The organism is Arthrobacter sp. StoSoilB20 (genome assembly GCF_019977295.1).
Taxonomy (GTDB): domain Bacteria; phylum Actinomycetota; class Actinomycetes; order Actinomycetales; family Micrococcaceae; genus Arthrobacter; species Arthrobacter nicotinovorans_A.
In genome coordinates, this window is sequence record NZ_AP024651.1 from 2,524,117 (window position 1) to 2,541,521 (window position 17,405).

A 17,405-nucleotide genomic window follows, 5' to 3' on the forward strand; every position below is an offset into this window, starting at 1 on the left:
ATACGCCGGAACGACTACGTTGGTTAGCGTGCGAATAGACATTGTGACTAAAGAATTCCCTCCGGAAATTTATGGCGGTGCCGGTGTCCACGTTGCCGAGCTCAGCCGGGTGCTGGCAAAGCACGTCGACCTTCACGTCCGGGCCTTCGGCGCGCCGCGTGATGCCGACTACCACGGGGCTTCGGTGGCATCCTATGCCACCCCTGAAGACCTCGGCGATGCCAACGCCGCCCTCCAAACCCTGGGCGTGGACCTGAGGATCGTTCCGGACATTGCGGGGGCGGACCTGGTCCACTCGCACACCTGGTACGCGAACATGGCCGGCCATCTCGCCTCGCTGCTGCACGGAATTCCCCACGTGCTCAGCGCCCACAGCCTTGAACCTCTCCGGCCGTGGAAGGCCGAGCAGCTTGGGGGAGGCTATGCCCTGTCCTCCTGGGTGGAGAAAACAGCCTATGAGGCAGCAGCGGCGATCATTGCCGTTTCAGACGGCATGCGCCAGGACATCCTGCGCAGTTACCCCGATGTTGATCCCGATAAGGTCCGCGTGGTCCATAACGGGATCGATGTTTCCCTCTGGGAACGCGATGAAGAAGATGACGCCATCCGTGCGCTGGGCATCGACCCCGCCAAGCCGAGCGTGGTCTTTGTTGGACGCAACACCCGGCAGAAGGGTGTGCCGTATCTGCTTCGTGCCGCCTCAAGCCTGCCGGAGGACGTCCAGCTGGTCCTGTGCCTCGGAGCGGCCGACACGCCCGAGCTTGCAGCCGAAACTGCCCGCCTCATCGAGGAACTTCAGTCCAAGCGCCAAGGTGTGGTCCTCATTGAGCGGATGCTCCCGCGCAAGGAACTGATCCAGGTGCTCAGCCACGCCACGGCCTTCGCCTGCCCGTCCATTTACGAACCCCTGGGCATCGTGAACCTCGAAGCCATGGCCTGCGGCGCAGCCGTGGTGGCCAGTGCCACGGGCGGAATTCCCGAGGTGGTCCAGCACGGCGAAACCGGGCTCCTGGTCGAACTTGAGCAGGTCACCGACGGAACGGGCACACCGTTGGATCCGGAGAAGTTCGTCAGCGACTTCGCCGCGGCCTTGAATGAGGTGGTGGCTGATCCCGCACGCGCCCGCGAAATGGGCATTGCCGGTCGCCGCCGCGCGGAGGAACACTTCTCCTGGGAATCCATCACGGAAACAACACTGGAGGTTTACCGCTCCGTACTGCGCTGATCCTCCCGCGCTCCAGCAGTCCAACGACGACGGCGCCGCCCCCTTGGTGGGGACGGCGCCGTCGTCGTTTTTCAACAGTTCCGCAACTGTTCACTGCAAGGCAACAGGCCGCTGCTAACGGGCCTTGGAGGCCTTGAGGGCCAGGAGCGTCTTCTCATCAGCCGGAGCGCTGCCGCTGGCACGCTGCTCACGGAAGTGCTTGCGTGCAGCATCCTGCCGCTCAGCCTCGGCACCGGTTGCGATGGAGGCCCTCAAGTGCTCGGGACCATAACCGAAGGCGTCCACAAGGTCCACGGCATGAGGGCGGATCTTGACCAGGAGCCGGTTGATGTAGGTGCCCACGGTCCGGCCGCGCTGCATGGAGAGCCGGCCGTTCATCAGGTACCAGGAGAGATGCTTTTCAATCAGGGACAGGCCGAACAGATCGCGCAGCCAGGTCAGCACGCGTTTGGTTCCCTCGTCCGTGACCTGGTTCAGGCCCTCCGTGAAGGCTTCCCACTGCAGCAGTTCGGCGTGCGCCTGGGCTGCTTCGATGAGTTCGTGCTGGTGCTGGTTGAACAGTGCCGCGGCCTGGTGCTGGGGAAGCTTGTTGGCGCCCTTCAGGGCTGCACCTACCTCGGCAACCATGGACTGCACACGGTCCGCCAGCAGCGTCCGCTGGCCTTCCTCGTCCCGCAACGCCAAAGCGGCCTTCTGCACGGAGCCGGTATCGGCCACGAACTGCGCCACTTGGCGAAGGCCTGTGCGGTGAAGGGCCACACCGGCCGCCTGGTCCACCACGTAGCGTGCAAGGACACCAAAATCGGCGCTGCGGAATTCCTTGGCGTAATCGGCAAGGAGCCTCTTGGCCACCAACTGCAGCAGAACGGTGTTGTCACCTTCGAACGTGACATAGACATCAAGGTCCGCGCGCAGGGAAGCAAAGCGGTTCTCGATCAGGAAACCGGCGCCGCCGCAGGCTTCCCGGCATTCCTGCAGCGTGTCCAGGGCATGCCAGGTGCTCAATGGCTTCAGGGCTGCGGCCAACGTTTCGAGGTCCTGGCGGTCGGCGTCGGTGTCGTGGGCGCCTGAGAAGACGTCGTCGAACTTCTGAAGAAGTTGCTCATGGGCGAAGCTGGCCGCGTAGGTGGTAGCCAGCCTGGAGAACAACCGGCGCTGGTGACGCTGGTAGTCCAGCAGGGTTTCCTCATCGGTTGCCGAGGAAGCGTTGAACTGTCGCCGCTCGGTGGCGTACTGGATGGCGGTCTTCAAGGCCAACTTGCTGGCGGCTACGGCTGCTCCGTCCAGGGAAACCCGCCCCTGGACCAGGGTGCCCAGCATGGTGAAGAAGCGCCGGCCGGGGCTCTCGATGGGCGAGGAGTAGGTGCCGTCCACGGCTACGTCGCCGTAGCGGTTGAGCAGGTTGGTGCGGGGGATGCGGACATTGGTGAAATGCAGGCGGCCGTTGTCGATGCCGTTAAGTCCGCCCTTGATGCCGTCATCCTCGCCGCCGATCCCCGGAAGGAATTCCTTGGTGGCCGGGTCCCTGAGTTCGACGTAGAACGCGTGGACGCCATGGTTCACGTTCCTGGTAATCAGCTGGGCAAACACCACCGCGGCGAGGCCGTCATTGGCTGCATTGCCGATGTAGTCCTTCCAAGCAGCACGGAACGGAGTGTTGATGACGAATTCCTGGCTGGCGTCGTCGTAAGTAGCCGTCGTGGCGATGCTGGCGACGTCCGAGCCGTGGCCGGTTTCGGTCATGGCGAAACATCCCGGGATCTCAAGGCTCATGATGCCGGGGAGCCACTTGTCCTGGTGCTCCACAGTTCCAAGGTGCATCACGGCAGAACCGAACAGGCCCCACTGGACCCCGGCCTTGATCTGGAGGGAGGGATCGGCGGTAACGATTTCTTCGAATCCGGCAATGTTTCCGCCGTGATCGTCGGAACCGCCCAACCGCGTGGGAAATGCACGGTGGACGGTGTTGTTGTCCACCAGGAACTTCAGTTGCTCGAACACACGGGCGCGGTGCTCGGTGTGGTGCAGGCCTTCAATCTTCTGCACCACCGGATTGCCTGCAACCTTGCGGGCCTCGTGGCGGATATGCGCCCACTTGCCAAGGAGCTGTTCTCCAAGCGCGGCGACGTCCACCACGGGTTCAGGGCCGGCGGCGGCGGCACCCTTGCTGCCCGCGGTGTGCTGGACGGATGCGTTCCGGTCCACTACTTCAGTCATGTTGCTTCCTTCTTTGGTTCCGACAACTGATGAGTCATTGCTGGTGTCAGGTGGATGTCTTGAGTGCTGGAGCGATGCCGAGGCACAACCAGTCGGTGATCTGCGCGGCCATGGTTTCCTGGTCCGGCTTGGCATTGCCGGCCGGGCTTCCCAGCCACATCTCCCCGGCGTTCCTGACCAGTCCTATGGCTGCGGTGGGCCAATACACGATCACCGCTTCCTTCTCTTCACCCAGGTATTCCCGCATGGGAGTGGCGATCATGTCCGTGATTTGCTCGAAGAAGTTTCCCAGCGCCCCGGAAGCGGCGATGGCGTCCTGCGCTGAGGCTTCACCTGGCGTGAGCCGGGTAATGAACGCATAGACATTGGGGCTCGATTCGGCCATCTGCAGGTAGGCGGAGACCATGGCGAAGAGCCCTTCGCGGGGAGTTTGCGCGGACTGGGCGGCCTCCTGCATGCGGCGCTGCATCTGGCCCAGCACTACCTCGCCCATAGCCTGCTGGAGGCCGGCTTTATCACCGAAATAGCGGTAAAAGACAGACTTCGACGTGCCTGCAGCGCCTGCAATGTCCTCCATGGAGGCGTCGCTTCCGAGCCGATGAACGGCCTTGCGTGCTTGCCTGATGAGTTCGCCACGGCGCTCCTCGCGGTGCGACTGCCAACGGGCTGTACGGCCATCGACGGCGGCACCTTGCGCCTCCGCTGCGGCACTGGCGAATTCTTCCTGGCGACTGTTCACGATACCCAGCGTATCAGGTACGCTGGGTATCAGTAACTGGCAATGATCGAAGGAGACCAGCATGGCTGCAGCAGACGTCACCACGGGCGGGACACGCGAATCCGCTTCCGCCCCCCAATCACTCCGCAAGGCGGTCATCGTGGGCGGCAACCGGATTCCGTTTGCCCGCACAGGAGGCGCCTACGTCAAGTCCTCCAACCAGGACATGCTCACCGCAGCACTGGAAGGCCTGATCGCCCGCTTCGGATTGCAGGACGAACGCATCGGCGAGGTAGCTGCCGGAGCGGTCCTCAAGCACTCAAGGGACTTCAACCTCACAAGGGAAGCCGTCCTTGGCTCAGCCCTGTCACCGGAAACCCCCGCCTATGATCTGCAGCAGGCCTGCGCAACCGGGCTCGAGACCGTGATCGGCTTGTCCAACAAGATCAAGCTCGGGCAGATCGAGTCGGCCATTGCCGGCGGCGTGGACTCGGCATCGGATGCCCCCATTGCAGTCAGCGAGGGATTGCGGGAGATCCTGTTGGACCTCAACCGCGCCAAAACCCCTGTGCAGAAACTGAAGATCATCGGCCGCATCCGCCCCAAGGACCTGGCGCCGGATGCACCGAATACCGGTGAGCCGCGCACCGGCTTGTCCATGGGGGAGCACCAGGCACTCACCACGGCCCAGTGGAAGATCACTCGTGAGGCCCAGGACGAGCTCGCCTTCAACAGCCACCGCAATCTGGCGGCGGCCTATGACCGTGGTTTCTTCGATGACCTCATCACGCCCTACCGCGGCCTGAACCGCGACTCCAACTTGCGCGCCGACACCTCGATCGAAAAGCTCGGATCGCTCAAGCCCGTGTTCGGCAGGAACCTCGGCGCGGAAGCAACCATGACGGCGGGCAACTCGACACCACTCACCGACGGTGCATCCACAGTCCTGCTCGGCACGGAGGAATGGGCTGACGCCCATGGCCTGCCCAAGCTGGCGACGGTCCTGGACGGTGAAGCCGCAGCCGTGGACTTTGTGCACGGCAAGGACGGCCTCCTCATGGCACCGGTTTTCGCAGTGCCGCGCCTGCTCGCCCGCCACGGGTTGACGTTCGAGGACATTGATTTCTTTGAAATCCACGAGGCATTCGCAGGCACGGTCCTGAGCACATTGGCCGCCTGGGAGGACGAGGACTTCGGCCGCACGCGGCTCGGACTCGATGGAGCGCTCGGCAAGGTGGACCGGGCCAAACTCAACGTCAACGGATCCTCCCTTGCCGCCGGGCACCCCTTCGCTGCTACGGGCGGCAGGATTGTGGCCTCCCTTGCCAAAATGCTCCATGAGAAGGGCTCCGTGGATGGACGTCCGGCCCGTGGTTTGATATCGGTGTGCGCAGCAGGTGGCCAGGGCGTCGTTGCCCTTCTGGAAGCAGCATAGGGGAGCCCAATGACGGATAAATACACACAACTGGTCAGTCACGGATTGGGCAAGGATGTCGCCAAACGACTCGGACTGCCCCAGCCAGTGGAACTTCGCCGCTACCAGCCCGGCAGCCCCCTGGTCACTGGCCCGGTCCTGGTCAACGGAGACAGCGCCGGTGCTGACGACATCGCCACCGCGCTGCTCGGATGGGGTCTTGATGTCCGGCGGAATGCGTTGCCCAAGGAGAAGCTGGGCGCAATAGTCGTGGTCCTCGATGCCGTGCAGCACCCTGAAGACCTTGCCAAACCCGTGTTGACCGCGGGCACATCACTGCGGGACCTTGGTACCAACGCACGGGTGGTCACCATCTCCCGGACCCCGCAGTCAGCCCAAACACCTGCCGTGGCTGCTGCGCGCCAGGGAATTGACGGGCTGGTGCGATCCCTCGCCAAGGAACTCCGCGCCGGGGCCACCGCCAATGGAATACTGCTGGAGAACGACCTCGCGACCACAAGCCCTTCCGCTTTGGGCGCGCTCAGGTTCTTCCTCTCGGGCCGTTCTGCCTACGTGGACGGACAGTTCCTCACCGTCGGCTCGACGTCGGGGACCATGTCCGGTGACCCGGACAAGCCCTTGGCCGGAAAGGTTGCCGTAGTCACCGGAGCCGCCCGGGGCATCGGCGCTGCCATCGCCCGGACACTGCACCGCGACGGCGCCACAATCGTTGCGGTGGACATCCCGGCTGCCGGCGACCACTTGGCAACGGTGGCCAACGAGGTGCGGGGCACAGCGCTTCAACTCGATATCAGTCGCGAGGATGCCGGACACCGGATCATCGAACACGCAGTGGAACGGCACGGCCGGCTCGACATCGTGGTCCACAACGCAGGAATCACCCGCGACAGGCTGCTCGCCAATATGGACGAGAGCCGCTGGCAGTCCGTCATCGCTGTCAATATTGCGGCCCAACTGAGCATCAATGCGGTTCTTCTCGCGTCCGAGCATTTTAAGGACGCCCCCCGCATCGTGTCGGTGGCTTCCACCAGTGGCATTGCCGGGAACAGGGGACAAACCAATTACGGCGCCTCCAAAGGCGGCGTCATTGGCATGGTGAGGTCCACGGCCCCGCTGATGGAATCCTTCGATGGAACCATCAACGCAGTGGCGCCCGGGTTCATTGAAACCGAAATGACCGCACGGATGCCCTTTGCCATCCGTGAGGCTGCCCGCAGGCTCAACTCCCTCAAACAGGGAGGGCAACCCCAGGACGTTGCCGAGACCATCTCTTTCCTGGCCAGTGACGCCGCCGGCGGAATCTCCGGCCAGGTCCTCCGGGTGTGTGGCCAACAACTGGTGGGAGCATGACCAATTCCCAGCCGGTGGTCCTTGGCGAGCTTCCCTCGCTGTCCAAGCTCTACGTCAACGCAGCAGCCACCGCCGCCCGCCGCAGGGTGTTGGGGGCAGCGGCGGACCAGCACACCCTGCCATCGGTCAGCCACGAAGTCAGGAACGTCAAGGCGGATGTAGGAAACCTCACCGCATACCAACACCTGGTGGGGGAGACGGCCAGTGACACCTTGCCGGCCGGATATGTCCACGCCCTGGCGTTCCCGGTGTCCTTAAGCGTCCTGAACCGGGATGATTTCCCGTTGCCGCTCCTGGGAATGATCCATCTGCAAAACCATGTGGAGCAACGGTTTCCCATTAACTTTGCCGAGGCCCTGGACATCCGGTCCTGGGCTGAGAACCTCGCAGGCCACAAAGCCGGAACCAAGGTAGATGTTGTGGCGGAAGTCCGTTCGGCTTCCAGCAAGGAAGTGCTTTGGCGTGGCGTCTCCACTTATTTGGCCAAGGGAGTATTCCTGCCGGGCATTGACAAACCCGGCAGCGCGAACGGAGCATCAGCGGCCGCCGGCTTTTCGCCCCCGAATCCCACCGCCCTATGGCAACTCGGGCTCGATACCGGGCGGAATTACGCCACGGTCTCCGGTGACTTCAACCCCATCCATCTCAGTGTCCTTTCCGCCAAAGCGCTGGGCCTGCGCGGGTCGATTGCCCACGGCATGTACCTTGCCTCCCGGGCCCTGGCCGACGTCGGGTCCGTGAAAGCCGATTCCTTTACCTGGGACGTTGCCTTCGAAGCCCCAGTGTTCCTCCCTGCCCGGGTAGCCGTGGATATCTCAACGGTCCAGTCCGAATCTGGAGGCTGGGAGCGATCGGAGTATGTAGCGTGGAATGCCCGAAGCGGTCGTCGCCACTTCACCGGCGCTGTTGCTGCCCTGGGTTGAGCGGGATACTAACGCCACCCTCGTGGAAGTGAACGGCGGCGGTCACCATCCGGTGACCGCCGTCGTCGTCGTTAATCCTCAGTTGGAGCCCTCGACGGTGAATATCCGGGCCGACAGGAAGAACGGGGATCCAGGCCCGGTAGCAAATTGGCCCGGAAAACAAAACAAGGTCCGGAATCCATGGATTCCAGACCTTGCGTTGGTGCGCGGAGGGGGACTTGAACCCCCACCCCCTTTCGAGGACTAGCACCTCAAGCTAGCGCGTCTGCCATTCCGCCACCCGCGCAGGTGGTGTTCAGATGGGCCGTTTTACACCTTCCGGTGCTTCACTTTCCTCCGAAGCAGCGAGAAAAACTCTAACACGGTTTCCGGTGGCGTAAAAATCGACGCTGGTCAGGACGGCGTCGACCGACACCCGGAGTCTTCCGGCGCCACGGATTCCTGACGGGGGCCCTGTCCGGTGAGTAGGCTGATGGGATACGGGACGGTCGCGCTGCGGAAGCCGCTGCGCACGTTGCCGGAACCTGCAGCCCAGCCACGCAAGGAGAGTTTCCATGTCTGTCATCCGCCCCGAAGATGAAGTTGTCCGGATCTGCCAGGAGCTGATCCGCATTGACTCCTCCAACTTCGGTGACGACACCGGACCAGGGGAGCGCGCAGCTGCCGAATACACGGCCGGGCTCATTACCGAGGTGGGCCTCGAGGCGGAGATCTTCGAATCCGCGCCGGGTCGGGCCAACGTCGTGACCCGGATGGCAGGGGAGGACCCGTCCGCCGACGCCCTGGTGGTTCACGGACACCTTGACGTTGTGCCGGCACTCAAGGACCAGTGGAGCGTTGATCCCTTCAGCGGCGAGTTGAAGGACGGTCTCGTCTGGGGCCGCGGTGCCGTGGACATGAAAGACATGGATGCCATGATCCTCTCGGTCATGCGCGACTTCGCCAGGACAGGCCGCAAACCCAAACGCGACATCATCTTCGCGTTCTTCGCCGATGAGGAGGCCGGGGGTACCTACGGCGCCCGCTACGCGATCGAACACCGCCGGGAGCTCTTTGATGGAGCCACGGAGGCAATCTCGGAAGTGGGCGGTTTCTCGGCCACCATCGGCGGGCAGCGGACCTATCTGCTCCAGACGGCGGAGAAGGGCCTCTCCTGGCTGCGGCTGGTGGCGCACGGCCGCGCAGGCCATGGGTCCCAGATCAATACCGACAACGCCGTCACCCGCCTTGCTGCGGCTGTCACCAGGATCGGTGAGTACCAGTGGCCGGTGGAACTGACTCCCACCACGCGGCAGTTCCTTGACGGCGTTACCGAACTGACCGGCGTCGAATTCGATCCCGACAACCCGGACATCATCCTGAAGGAACTGGGCACGGTGGCCCGCTTCGTAGGTGCGACGCTGCAAAACACCTCCAATCCGACCTTGTTGCGGTCCGGGTACAAGCACAACGTCATTCCGGAATCCGCCGAGGCATTCGTGGACTGCCGTACCCTGCCAGGCCAGCAGGAACTGGTGTTCGAGACCATCAAGGAGCTTGCGGGCGAAGGCATCGACATCAGCTACGTCAACAAGGACGTCTCCCTGGAGGTGCCGTTTGCCGGCAACCTGGTGGACTCCATGATCGACGCCCTTCACTCGGAGGATCCCGGCGCGAAGGTCCTTCCCTACACACTCTCCGGCGGCACCGACAACAAGTCATTGAGCAAGATTGGAATCACGGGCTACGGCTTCGCTCCACTGATGCTCCCCGATGAGCTTGACTTCACCGGAATGTTCCACGGCGTGGATGAGCGCGTTCCCGCCGAATCCCTGCAGTTCGGAGCCCGCGTCCTGAACCGGCTGCTGAGCAACTACTAGACAGCGATCAACAGAAAGAGCCCTGGTGAAAACGCCCGAGGAAATCCTTCCCGACGCCCTGCTTGAACGGCTGCGCGGCCGCGCAGCCGGCTACGACCAGAACAACGAATTCTTCCACGAGGACCTGGAGGAGCTGGCCGCCGCCGGCTACCTCAAGCTCTTCGTACCGGAGTCCGACGGCGGATTTGGGCTCGGTCTCGAAGCGGTAGCTGCCGTACAGCAACGGCTCGCCACGGCCGCCCCCGCCACGGCGTTGGCCGTCAACATGCACTTGGTGTGGACCGGCGTCGCCCAGGTCATGGCTGCCCGCGGCGATGATTCCTTGGACTTCGTCCTGAAGGAGGCCGGGCGAGGGGAAGTTTTCGCCTTCGGCATTTCCGAGGCAGGCAACGATTCCATGTTGTTCGACTCCGGCACCACCGCCGAACCGCTGCCCGATGGAAGCTACAAGTTCACGGGCAGGAAAATCTTCACCAGCCTCTCACGCGGCTGGACGCGCCTGGGAACTTTCGGCAAGGATCCCGCCGGCAGGTCCGGAGAGGGTGAGCTGGTCTTCGGCTTCCTGCGCCGCGACGAACCCGGCCACGAAACACTCAGCGACTGGGACACCCTGGGCATGCGGGCCAGTGCTTCGAACACCACGTTGCTGCATGGCGCCGTGGTCCCGCCGGAGCGGATCTTCCGGAAACTGCCGGTGGGGCCCAACCAGGACCTGCTCATCTTCGCCATCTTCGCTTGCTTTGAAACACTCCTCGCAGCGGTCTACACGGGGGTGGCGCAACGGGCCTTCACACTGGGAGTGCAGAACGTAAAGCGCCGGGTCTCTGCCAAGCACGGCGGACGCAGCTTCGCCCAGGATCCGGACATCCGGTGGAAGGTAGCTGACGCCGCGCTGGCCATGGACGGAATCGCGCCCCAGATCTCCAGCATTGCCCGCGATGTTGACAACCGGGTGGATCACGGAGCCCAGTGGTTCCCCAAGCTGGTGGGCCTCAAATCCCGGGCCACGGAAAACGCACGCTACGTGGTGGACCTTGCCATCAGGGTCACGGGAGGCTCCAGTTACTTCAGGGGTTCGGAGATGGAACGCCTTTACCGCGACGTCCTGGCCGGCATATTCCACCCCTCCAACGACGAATCCGCGCACAGCACGGTCGCCAACGCCTGGTTGGGGCCATTGGAAGGTTAGGCGCCTACACGGTCCGCTGTACTGAATAGACCTTGCGGCGCAGCCAAAACCGGCGACCCCCGCCAAGATAGAGCACGCTGCGTTCGAGTTCCCATTTGCCGTACTCGGAATGTTCGGCGAGCCGGCGCCGGGCCTCTGGCAGTGAATCGTCAGGTCCCACCGTCAGAACGAGGTACTCGTACTGACGTGCATAGTCTCTTTGGCACTCTACGGAGCTACCCGGAAATTGTTCTCTCATCCCTCTCCATTTTCGTCTTTTTCCGGCTAACGTGAAGTCATGAGCATCGATCCGCGTGTCGCGCTTCAGTCATTGACCGCCGCCCTTGAAGAGCACCTGGCCGCGGCATCCGCCCGCCGCGGTGAGGGAGACCCCAACGTCGAGGCCTCGTTCTTCGCCGTTGCCGACGCCTTCGAAGTGTACGAGGACGCACTCTACGAGGCGTATTCCGAGGTTACTCCGCTCCAGGTTTTCGAGGACGATGACGACGAAGACGACGAGGTGCCCGACGAAGACCTCGAAATCGTCGAAGACTAATAGCCCGCCAACCGGCCGCCCTTCGGGTGGCCGGTTTTTTGTGCCGTCCAGGACAAGTTTGTGCCCTTTCACGCCCGGATTTACGGGATTCCCGCCCACCGTGGCACGTAGTCCCGCCACCCCAAGTCAGGTACTTGCACGTAGGGGTCACAGGTAATGCCGGGCAAAGTTGAGTATCGACTACTGGTGCGCCCCGGAAGTGCCGCGGCTTCACTGATAGGAAGGCAACGGCAGGTCTGCAAAGAGGGCTGACATGGTTAGAGTTCCAGTCTTGCGATCAGGCAAGGTAGCGGCACCCCACGGTGCGGCCCATGCCCCAGCGGGGTCAACCTTCCCCGTTCATCCTGCCGTGGCCGACGCCAATCCGCCTCTGTCTCCCTGGATTGGCAGGTCCGCTGCTGCACAGCAGACCGAAAAGGCGGGACTGGCGGCCCCGGGCCCGGATGTCACCCTGGATTCCACGCGGCCGCCAGTCACCCACCGTCCCGCCCGCACCAAGGCCCTGTTGAACGACCTGTTCAACGACCGTTTGACGTGGACGCGCCTGCTGACCAACAGCCTCCGGCTGGCTGACACGGCGCTGGTTGCCGCGGCTGTCATTGCCGGGCTGGCATTGAACACCAATGGAACGGCACTGCCTCCGGGCAGCCCCCCGCATGCCCAGCACCTGGTGTTGGGCTTGATTCTTGGCGTGGTGTGGCTGGTGGCCTTGGAGGTGTACAGGACCCGCGATCCCAAAGTCCTCGGCGTAGGACCTGAGGAGTACAAACGGGTACTTTCCGCCAGTTTCCGGGTCTTCGGATTCCTGGGCATCGTCGCCGTGGTTTTCCGTTTGGAGGCTGTCAGTTCCTTTGTCCTGGTCTCCTTGCCGCTGGGACTGGTGGCCCTGACCGGAAGCAGATGGGGCTTCCGCCGCTGGCTAAGCCACGAAAAGTCCAGGGGCCGCTGCCTTTCGCGGGCGATCGTGGTGGGCGAACCACAGGACGTCCGTTACGTCATCAAACAGATCAACCGAAAGTCAGGCGCCGCCTACGACATCGTCGGTGCCTGCCTCCCCGGGGCCCGGCGCGGAGCCGTCCTTTCAGTGGACCACCTGCGGGTGCCGGTACTGTCCTCCATCTACGGTGTGGCCCATACCGTCCGCCACACCAATGCCAACGCAGTGATAGTGGCCGGCCCGGTTCCCGGAGGAAACCAGTTCATCCAGGAGCTTGGATGGCAGCTGGAGGAAAATGCAGCTGAGCTGGTCCTGGCCGCAACCCTGACCAACGTGGCCGGCCCGCGCATCCACTGGCGGCCAGTCGAAGGCCTTCCCCTGATGCACGTTGATATTCCGCACTACTCCGGCGGCAAACACACGCTTAAACGGCTGATGGACATCACGGTTTCCGCAGCAGCTTTGCTGGTCCTGGCGCCGGTCCTGCTCACCCTGGCCGCAATAGTCCGGGCGGACAGCCCCGGGCCTGTCCTGTTCAAACAGGAGAGGATCGGCAAGCGCGGCACTACTTTCCAGATGCTGAAGTTCCGTTCCATGGTGGTGAACGCTGAAGCACACCTGGATGCCCTCAGCAGCCAGGACGAGGGCGCCGGAGTCCTGTTCAAGATCCGCGGCGACCCGCGGATTACCCGGTGCGGACGGTGGATGCGCAAGTACTCCCTGGACGAACTTCCGCAGTTCTGGAACGTCCTGGTGGGCAATATGAGCCTGGTTGGGCCAAGGCCTCCGCTGTCCAAGGAGGTCAGCGGCTATGAGCGCCACACGCACCGCCGGTTGTTGATCAAACCTGGAATCACGGGGTTGTGGCAGATAAATGGACGCTCCGACCTCCCCTGGGACGAAGCAGTCCGGCTGGATCTCTACTACGTGGAGAACTGGTCCATAGCAGGGGACCTCATCATCATGTGGCGGACCTTCCGGGCCATGACCCGGCCCTCCGGCGCCTACTGAAGAACATCACGCAACACCTGACAAGAACCGCGCTTTCAACACAGAAGTCGAGTGGGAAATGAGCATAAGAACTATTCCATCAGGACAACTGAACGGGCACGCGTTGCGGCCAAAACTCCGCATTGCAGTGGTAGGGGCAGGCTACTGGGGTCCCAACCTTGCCCGAAACCTCAAAGCCAGCCCCGACTGGGATCTGGTGGCCATTTGCGACCTCGACGTCGAGCGGGGCCTCAAGCTCGCTGAGACGGTAGGCGGGGTGGCCGTCGTCGAGTCTTTGGATGAACTGCTGGACACGTACAACCTCGATGCCGTTGCGGTAGCAACGCCTGCACACACCCATCACGGAGTGGTGATGACGGCATTGCGCGCAGGCAAGCATGTCCTGGTGGAAAAGCCACTGGCGGACAGTCGGGCAAAAGGCCTGGAAATGGTCGAAGAAGCCAAAGCCAGGGGCTTGGTGCTGATGGCGGACCACACCTACTGTTTCACCCCTGCAGTCCTGAAAATCCAGGAACTCGTCGCCACCGGCGCCTTGGGCGACATCCTCTACGTTGATTCGGTACGCATCAACCTTGGCCTGGTCCAACCGGATGTCAACGTCTTCTGGGACCTGGCTCCCCATGACCTTTCCATTTTGGACTTCGTCCTGCCCGGTGGCCTCCATCCCACGGAGATCGCCGCACATGGGGCGGATCCCTTGGGAACGGGCCGCGACTGTGTGGGACACCTGACGTTCGGCCTTCCCAACGATGCCATGGTGCACATCCATGTGAACTGGCTCAGCCCCACCAAGATCCGTCAAATGATCATCGGAGGGTCAAAGAGGACCCTTGTGTGGGATGACCTGAACCCACAGCAACGCCTGAGCGTCTACGACCGCGGTGTCAGCCTTGAACACCAGCCACGCTCAGCTGCGGACAAGAGGACCTCCGCTATTTCCTACCGCCTGGGCGACACATGGTCACCGGCCCTGCAGGAACGGGAACCCCTTGGCCAAGTAGTGGCTGAACTCGCTTCTTCCATCCGGAACCACACCATGCCCCGCACCAGCGGCGAATCCGGACTTCGGGTCCTGTCGGTCCTCGAAGCCGTCACCCAAAGCCTCAGTACCGACGGCCAGTCCACCGTGGTGGCCGGCAACGAGGTCAATCTCCAGGTTGCACGGTGAAAAATATCCTCGGCGCCAACGTCCTGGTCACCGGTGGCGCCGGAACCATAGGATCCACCCTGGTTGACCAACTGCTCGACGCCGGTGCGGCGCACGTTCACGTCCTTGACAACCTCGTGCGGGGACGCCTTGCGAACCTCGATGCTGCCCTGGCCAGTGGCCGGGTGGACTTGGTCCAGGGCGATCTTCGGGACCGTGACCTGGTGCATGACCTTACCCGCGGCAAGGACCTGGTATTCCACCAGGCAGCCATCCGCATCACCCAGTGCGCCGAGGAACCCCGGCTGGCCCTTGAAGTCCTGGTGGATGGAACCTTCAACGTGCTTGAGGCCGCCGCCCAAAACCCGGTGGAGAAGCTGATACTGGCCTCCAGTGCATCGGTTTACGGCATGGCAGAGCACTTTCCCACTACCGAACGCCACCACCATCACAACAACGACACGTTCTACGGCGCAGCCAAGTCCTTCAACGAAGGCATGGCCCGAAGCTTCCGCGCGATGTCAGGCCTGAATTACGTGGCCCTGCGGTACTTCAACGTCTATGGTCCGCGGATGGATGTTCACGGGCTCTATACCGAGGTGCTGGTGCGCTGGATGGAACGGATTGTCGATGGCCGGCCGCCGTTGATCTTCGGCAGCGGCGGACAGACGATGGATTTCATCCACACTGCAGACGTGGCCAGGGCAAACGTCCTGGCAGCAGTGAGCGATCGCACCGAGGGCGTCTACAACATTGCCAGTGGAACTGAAACCAGCCTCGCGGGATTGGCCCAAACGCTGCTCGATGTCATGGAGTCCCCGCTGCACCTGGAGCACGGGCCGGAAAGGGCAGTCAACGGGGTGGCGCGCCGCTTGGCCGACACCTCGGCAGCGCGGGCCGACCTCGGATTCGAGGCCGCCGTCGGCCTGGAGGATGGACTGCGCTCGCTGGTGACCTGGTGGCGGCCGTTGCGCGGGGAGATCGCCGCAGCCCGGAGCACCATTGGTCCTGAAGCTCCTGTAGCTGGTGCGAGATGACTGCCTCGGCGCTGCACCTGGCCCGCATTGATGTCATGAAGCCATGGCTGGGTGAAGAGGAGGCCCAGGCTGTGGCCGAGGTGATTGCCTCCGGTTGGGTGGCACAAGGGCCCAAAGTCCGGCAGTTCGAGGAAGCGTTCTGCCAGGTGCAACAGGCCGGCTTCGCCGTGGCGACCTCCAGTTGCACCACAGCCCTGCATCTGGCACTTGTGGTGGCCGGGGTGGGGCCAGGCGATGACGTGGTGGTGCCATCGTTCTCCTTCATCGCAACAGCGAATGCCGCAACATACGTTGGAGCGCGGCCGGTGTTTGCCGACGTCGACCCCGCTACCGGCTGCGTCACCGCCGAGACACTGAAAGCGGCGCTGACCCCGGCCACAAAGGCCGTGATCGCTGTTGACCAGGGCGGGGTGCCTGTTGACCTGGATCCCATCCGCACCCTGTGCGATCCCCTGGGAATCACCGTTGTGGAAGATGCTGCCTGCGCCATTGGCTCCCGCTATCACGGCCTGCCCGTGGGGGCGGGAGCGGAGGTAGCAGCCTGGTCCTTCCACCCCAGGAAGATCCTCACCACAGGAGAAGGCGGCATGCTTTCCACCTCACGGGAGGACTTCGCTGATACCTCAAGGCGCCTGCGGGAACACGCCATGAGTGTCTCCGCTGCCGATCGGCACGCCAGCATCCTTGCTCCCCCGGAGGAGTACCTCGAGATCGGGTTCAACTACCGCATGACCGATCTTCAGGCCGCCGTCGGACTCGTCCAACTGGGCCGGCTCCGCGAAGCCATCCAGCGACGACGCGAACTCGCCGCCACCTACACCAACGCCTTCGCCGGAATTGAGGGCCTCCGCCTGGTGGGCGACCCGGACTACGGGACCAGCAATTTCCAGTCCTGCTGGCTTGAAGTGGGGCCGGAGTTCCCCGTGGGGCGCGACGGGCTGATGTCCGTCCTGGCCGAGGACGGAATCTCCGCCCGACGCGGAATCATGGCAGCCCATCGTCAACCGGCCTACGCCGGCAAAGACACCGGCGCTGCGTCCTTGGATGCCACCGAATGGCTGACCGACCACACGCTCATCCTGCCGCTCTACCACCAGCTTTCCCTTCACGACCAGGTCCGGGTCATCGATTCGGTCCTGCGGGCAGCAAGGCGCCTGGGATGAGCGAACTTCTCCTCATAGCGGCAAGCGGCCTCGCCAGGGAGGTCCTGGCCATGGTCCGCAGCAACGGGCCATTCGACGTGATCGGGATCCTCGATGACGACGAAGACAAACTCGGGCGGGTGGTTGACGGCGCCCACGTTCTTGGCCCCATCCGGGACGCCCTGAAATTCCCGCATGCACTGTTGCTGGTGTGCATCGGATCCGGCGCGGGGCGGGAAGCTGTGGTCATGCGGCTCAGGACCCTGGGGCTGGATGAGGAACGCTATGCCACAGCAATAGATCCCTCCGTCCAGGTACCCGAAGGCTGCATGATCGGCAAAGGCAGCATCCTCCTGGCCCACGTCAGCATGACGGCCTCGGTGACCATCGGCAACCACGTAGTGGCCATGCCGGGAGTCACCTTCACCCACGACGACGACATCAGCGACTTTGCCACCTTCGCCTCCGGGGTCTCACTGGGCGGCAACGTCCACATTGGCCGCGCCGCCTACGTCGGCATGAACGCCAGTGTCCGCGAGCGCACCTCGATCGGCGCCAATGCAACGATCGGCATGGGAGCTGCCGTATTGACCGATGTTCCGGCGGAGGAGACATGGGCCGGGGTTCCGGCACGGGTGATCCGGCGGGGAAATTCTCCTGCACTGGAGGGCATCCTGTGA

15 protein-coding genes and 1 tRNA gene are annotated in these 17,405 nt (G+C 63.3%); 12 read left to right on the top strand and 4 right to left on the bottom strand.

The annotated features are described in order from the left end of the window. Positions 1–28: 28 nt before the first annotated feature. The gene (gene glgA, locus LDN85_RS11360; protein ID WP_035760663.1) at positions 29–1,225 is read left to right on the top strand and encodes a glycogen synthase; all 1,197 of its coding nucleotides are present in this window, start codon (positions 29–31) and stop codon (positions 1,223–1,225) included. 114 nt (positions 1,226–1,339) lie between these two features. Here glgA and LDN85_RS11365 read toward each other — a convergent pair whose 3' ends face one another. Next, positions 1,340–3,442 (bottom strand): acyl-CoA dehydrogenase, encoded by a 2,103-nt coding sequence (locus tag LDN85_RS11365; protein WP_223943136.1) that lies wholly within the window; start codon positions 3,440–3,442, stop codon positions 1,340–1,342. A gap of 46 nt (positions 3,443–3,488) precedes the next feature. Next, the gene (locus tag LDN85_RS11370; RefSeq protein ID WP_026546803.1) at positions 3,489–4,244 is read right to left on the bottom strand and encodes a TetR/AcrR family transcriptional regulator; all 756 of its coding nucleotides are present in this window, start codon (positions 4,242–4,244) and stop codon (positions 3,489–3,491) included. On the opposite strand from LDN85_RS11370, the gene LDN85_RS11375 reads away from it, so the two are divergent. From LDN85_RS11375 to LDN85_RS11385, 3 genes are read left to right on the top strand one after another with little or no spacing between them, the layout of a single operon-like run. Then, a complete protein-coding gene (locus LDN85_RS11375; RefSeq protein ID WP_026546804.1) occupies positions 4,243–5,595 on the top strand; it encodes an acetyl-CoA C-acetyltransferase in 1,353 nt (450 codons plus the stop codon). The two genes, LDN85_RS11370 and LDN85_RS11375, sit on opposite strands and share 2 nt — an antisense overlap. Positions 5,596–5,604: 9 nt before the next feature. Beyond that, positions 5,605–6,945 carry a 3-oxoacyl-ACP reductase gene (locus LDN85_RS11380; RefSeq protein ID WP_026540676.1) on the top strand — a complete coding sequence of 447 codons (1,341 nt, stop codon included), beginning with the start codon at positions 5,605–5,607 and terminating at the stop codon, positions 6,943–6,945. Beyond that, complete coding sequence (locus tag LDN85_RS11385; protein WP_026540677.1) at positions 6,942–7,868, top strand: MaoC/PaaZ C-terminal domain-containing protein; 927 nt, start codon at positions 6,942–6,944, stop codon at positions 7,866–7,868. Before LDN85_RS11380 ends, LDN85_RS11385 begins: the two co-directional genes overlap by 4 nt. Before the next feature lie 200 nt (positions 7,869–8,068). Here LDN85_RS11385 and LDN85_RS11390 read toward each other — a convergent pair. Further along, positions 8,069–8,154 (bottom strand) — tRNA-Leu (locus LDN85_RS11390). Between the two features lie 268 nt (positions 8,155–8,422). Between LDN85_RS11390 and LDN85_RS11395 the strand changes: the two genes are divergently transcribed. Both LDN85_RS11395 and LDN85_RS11400 read left to right on the top strand, forming a co-directional pair. Continuing rightward, positions 8,423–9,727 (top strand): M20/M25/M40 family metallo-hydrolase, encoded by a 1,305-nt coding sequence (locus LDN85_RS11395; RefSeq protein WP_026546806.1) that lies wholly within the window; start codon positions 8,423–8,425, stop codon positions 9,725–9,727. A gap of 25 nt (positions 9,728–9,752) precedes the next feature. Continuing rightward, positions 9,753–10,916, top strand: coding sequence for an acyl-CoA dehydrogenase family protein (locus LDN85_RS11400; protein WP_223943137.1), 1,164 nt, complete (start codon positions 9,753–9,755; stop codon positions 10,914–10,916). A 4-nt stretch (positions 10,917–10,920) separates the two neighbouring features. Here the strand turns inward: LDN85_RS11400 and LDN85_RS11405 are convergent, their stop codons facing one another. After that, complete coding sequence (locus LDN85_RS11405; RefSeq protein WP_223943138.1) at positions 10,921–11,154, bottom strand: DUF5703 family protein; 234 nt, start codon at positions 11,152–11,154, stop codon at positions 10,921–10,923. Between the two features lie 39 nt (positions 11,155–11,193). On the opposite strand from LDN85_RS11405, the gene LDN85_RS11410 reads away from it, so the two are divergent. From LDN85_RS11410 to LDN85_RS11435, 6 genes are all read left to right on the top strand, one after another. Beyond that, positions 11,194–11,451, top strand: coding sequence for a hypothetical protein (locus LDN85_RS11410; protein ID WP_026546808.1), 258 nt, complete (start codon positions 11,194–11,196; stop codon positions 11,449–11,451). A gap of 253 nt (positions 11,452–11,704) precedes the next feature. Continuing rightward, positions 11,705–13,399 carry a sugar transferase gene (locus LDN85_RS11415; RefSeq protein ID WP_026540681.1) on the top strand — a complete coding sequence of 565 codons (1,695 nt, stop codon included), beginning with the start codon at positions 11,705–11,707 and terminating at the stop codon, positions 13,397–13,399. Between the two features lie 58 nt (positions 13,400–13,457). Further along, positions 13,458–14,567 (top strand): Gfo/Idh/MocA family oxidoreductase, encoded by a 1,110-nt coding sequence (locus LDN85_RS11420; RefSeq protein WP_026546810.1) that lies wholly within the window; start codon positions 13,458–13,460, stop codon positions 14,565–14,567. After that, positions 14,564–15,583: an NAD-dependent epimerase/dehydratase family protein gene (locus LDN85_RS11425; RefSeq protein ID WP_026540683.1), complete on the top strand. Its 1,020-nt coding sequence runs from the start codon at positions 14,564–14,566 to the stop codon at positions 15,581–15,583. The genes LDN85_RS11420 and LDN85_RS11425 overlap by 4 nt, the downstream gene beginning before the upstream one ends. Then, complete coding sequence (locus LDN85_RS11430; protein ID WP_223943139.1) at positions 15,580–16,746, top strand: DegT/DnrJ/EryC1/StrS family aminotransferase; 1,167 nt, start codon at positions 15,580–15,582, stop codon at positions 16,744–16,746. The genes LDN85_RS11425 and LDN85_RS11430 overlap by 4 nt, the downstream gene beginning before the upstream one ends. Next, a complete protein-coding gene (locus LDN85_RS11435) occupies positions 16,743–17,405 on the top strand; it encodes an acetyltransferase (protein ID WP_026540685.1) in 663 nt (220 codons plus the stop codon). The genes LDN85_RS11430 and LDN85_RS11435 overlap by 4 nt, the downstream gene beginning before the upstream one ends.

Coding starts and splice junctions, on each gene's coding strand:
- LDN85_RS11365 (WP_223943136.1), bottom strand. CDS start 3,442: ATGACTGAAGTAGTGGACCGGAACGCATCCGTCCAGCACACCGCGGGC.
- LDN85_RS11375 (WP_026546804.1), top strand. CDS start 4,243: ATGGCTGCAGCAGACGTCACCACGGGCGGGACACGCGAATCCGCTTCC.
- LDN85_RS11370 (WP_026546803.1), bottom strand. CDS start 4,244: ATGCTGGTCTCCTTCGATCATTGCCAGTTACTGATACCCAGCGTACCT.
- LDN85_RS11380 (WP_026540676.1), top strand. CDS start 5,605: ATGACGGATAAATACACACAACTGGTCAGTCACGGATTGGGCAAGGAT.
- LDN85_RS11385 (WP_026540677.1), top strand. CDS start 6,942: ATGACCAATTCCCAGCCGGTGGTCCTTGGCGAGCTTCCCTCGCTGTCC.
- LDN85_RS11395 (WP_026546806.1), top strand. CDS start 8,423: ATGTCTGTCATCCGCCCCGAAGATGAAGTTGTCCGGATCTGCCAGGAG.
- LDN85_RS11405 (WP_223943138.1), bottom strand. CDS start 11,154: ATGAGAGAACAATTTCCGGGTAGCTCCGTAGAGTGCCAAAGAGACTAT.
- LDN85_RS11410 (WP_026546808.1), top strand. CDS start 11,194: ATGAGCATCGATCCGCGTGTCGCGCTTCAGTCATTGACCGCCGCCCTT.
- LDN85_RS11415 (WP_026540681.1), top strand. CDS start 11,705: ATGGTTAGAGTTCCAGTCTTGCGATCAGGCAAGGTAGCGGCACCCCAC.
- LDN85_RS11420 (WP_026546810.1), top strand. CDS start 13,458: ATGAGCATAAGAACTATTCCATCAGGACAACTGAACGGGCACGCGTTG.
- LDN85_RS11430 (WP_223943139.1), top strand. CDS start 15,580: ATGACTGCCTCGGCGCTGCACCTGGCCCGCATTGATGTCATGAAGCCA.
- LDN85_RS11435 (WP_026540685.1), top strand. CDS start 16,743: ATGAGCGAACTTCTCCTCATAGCGGCAAGCGGCCTCGCCAGGGAGGTC.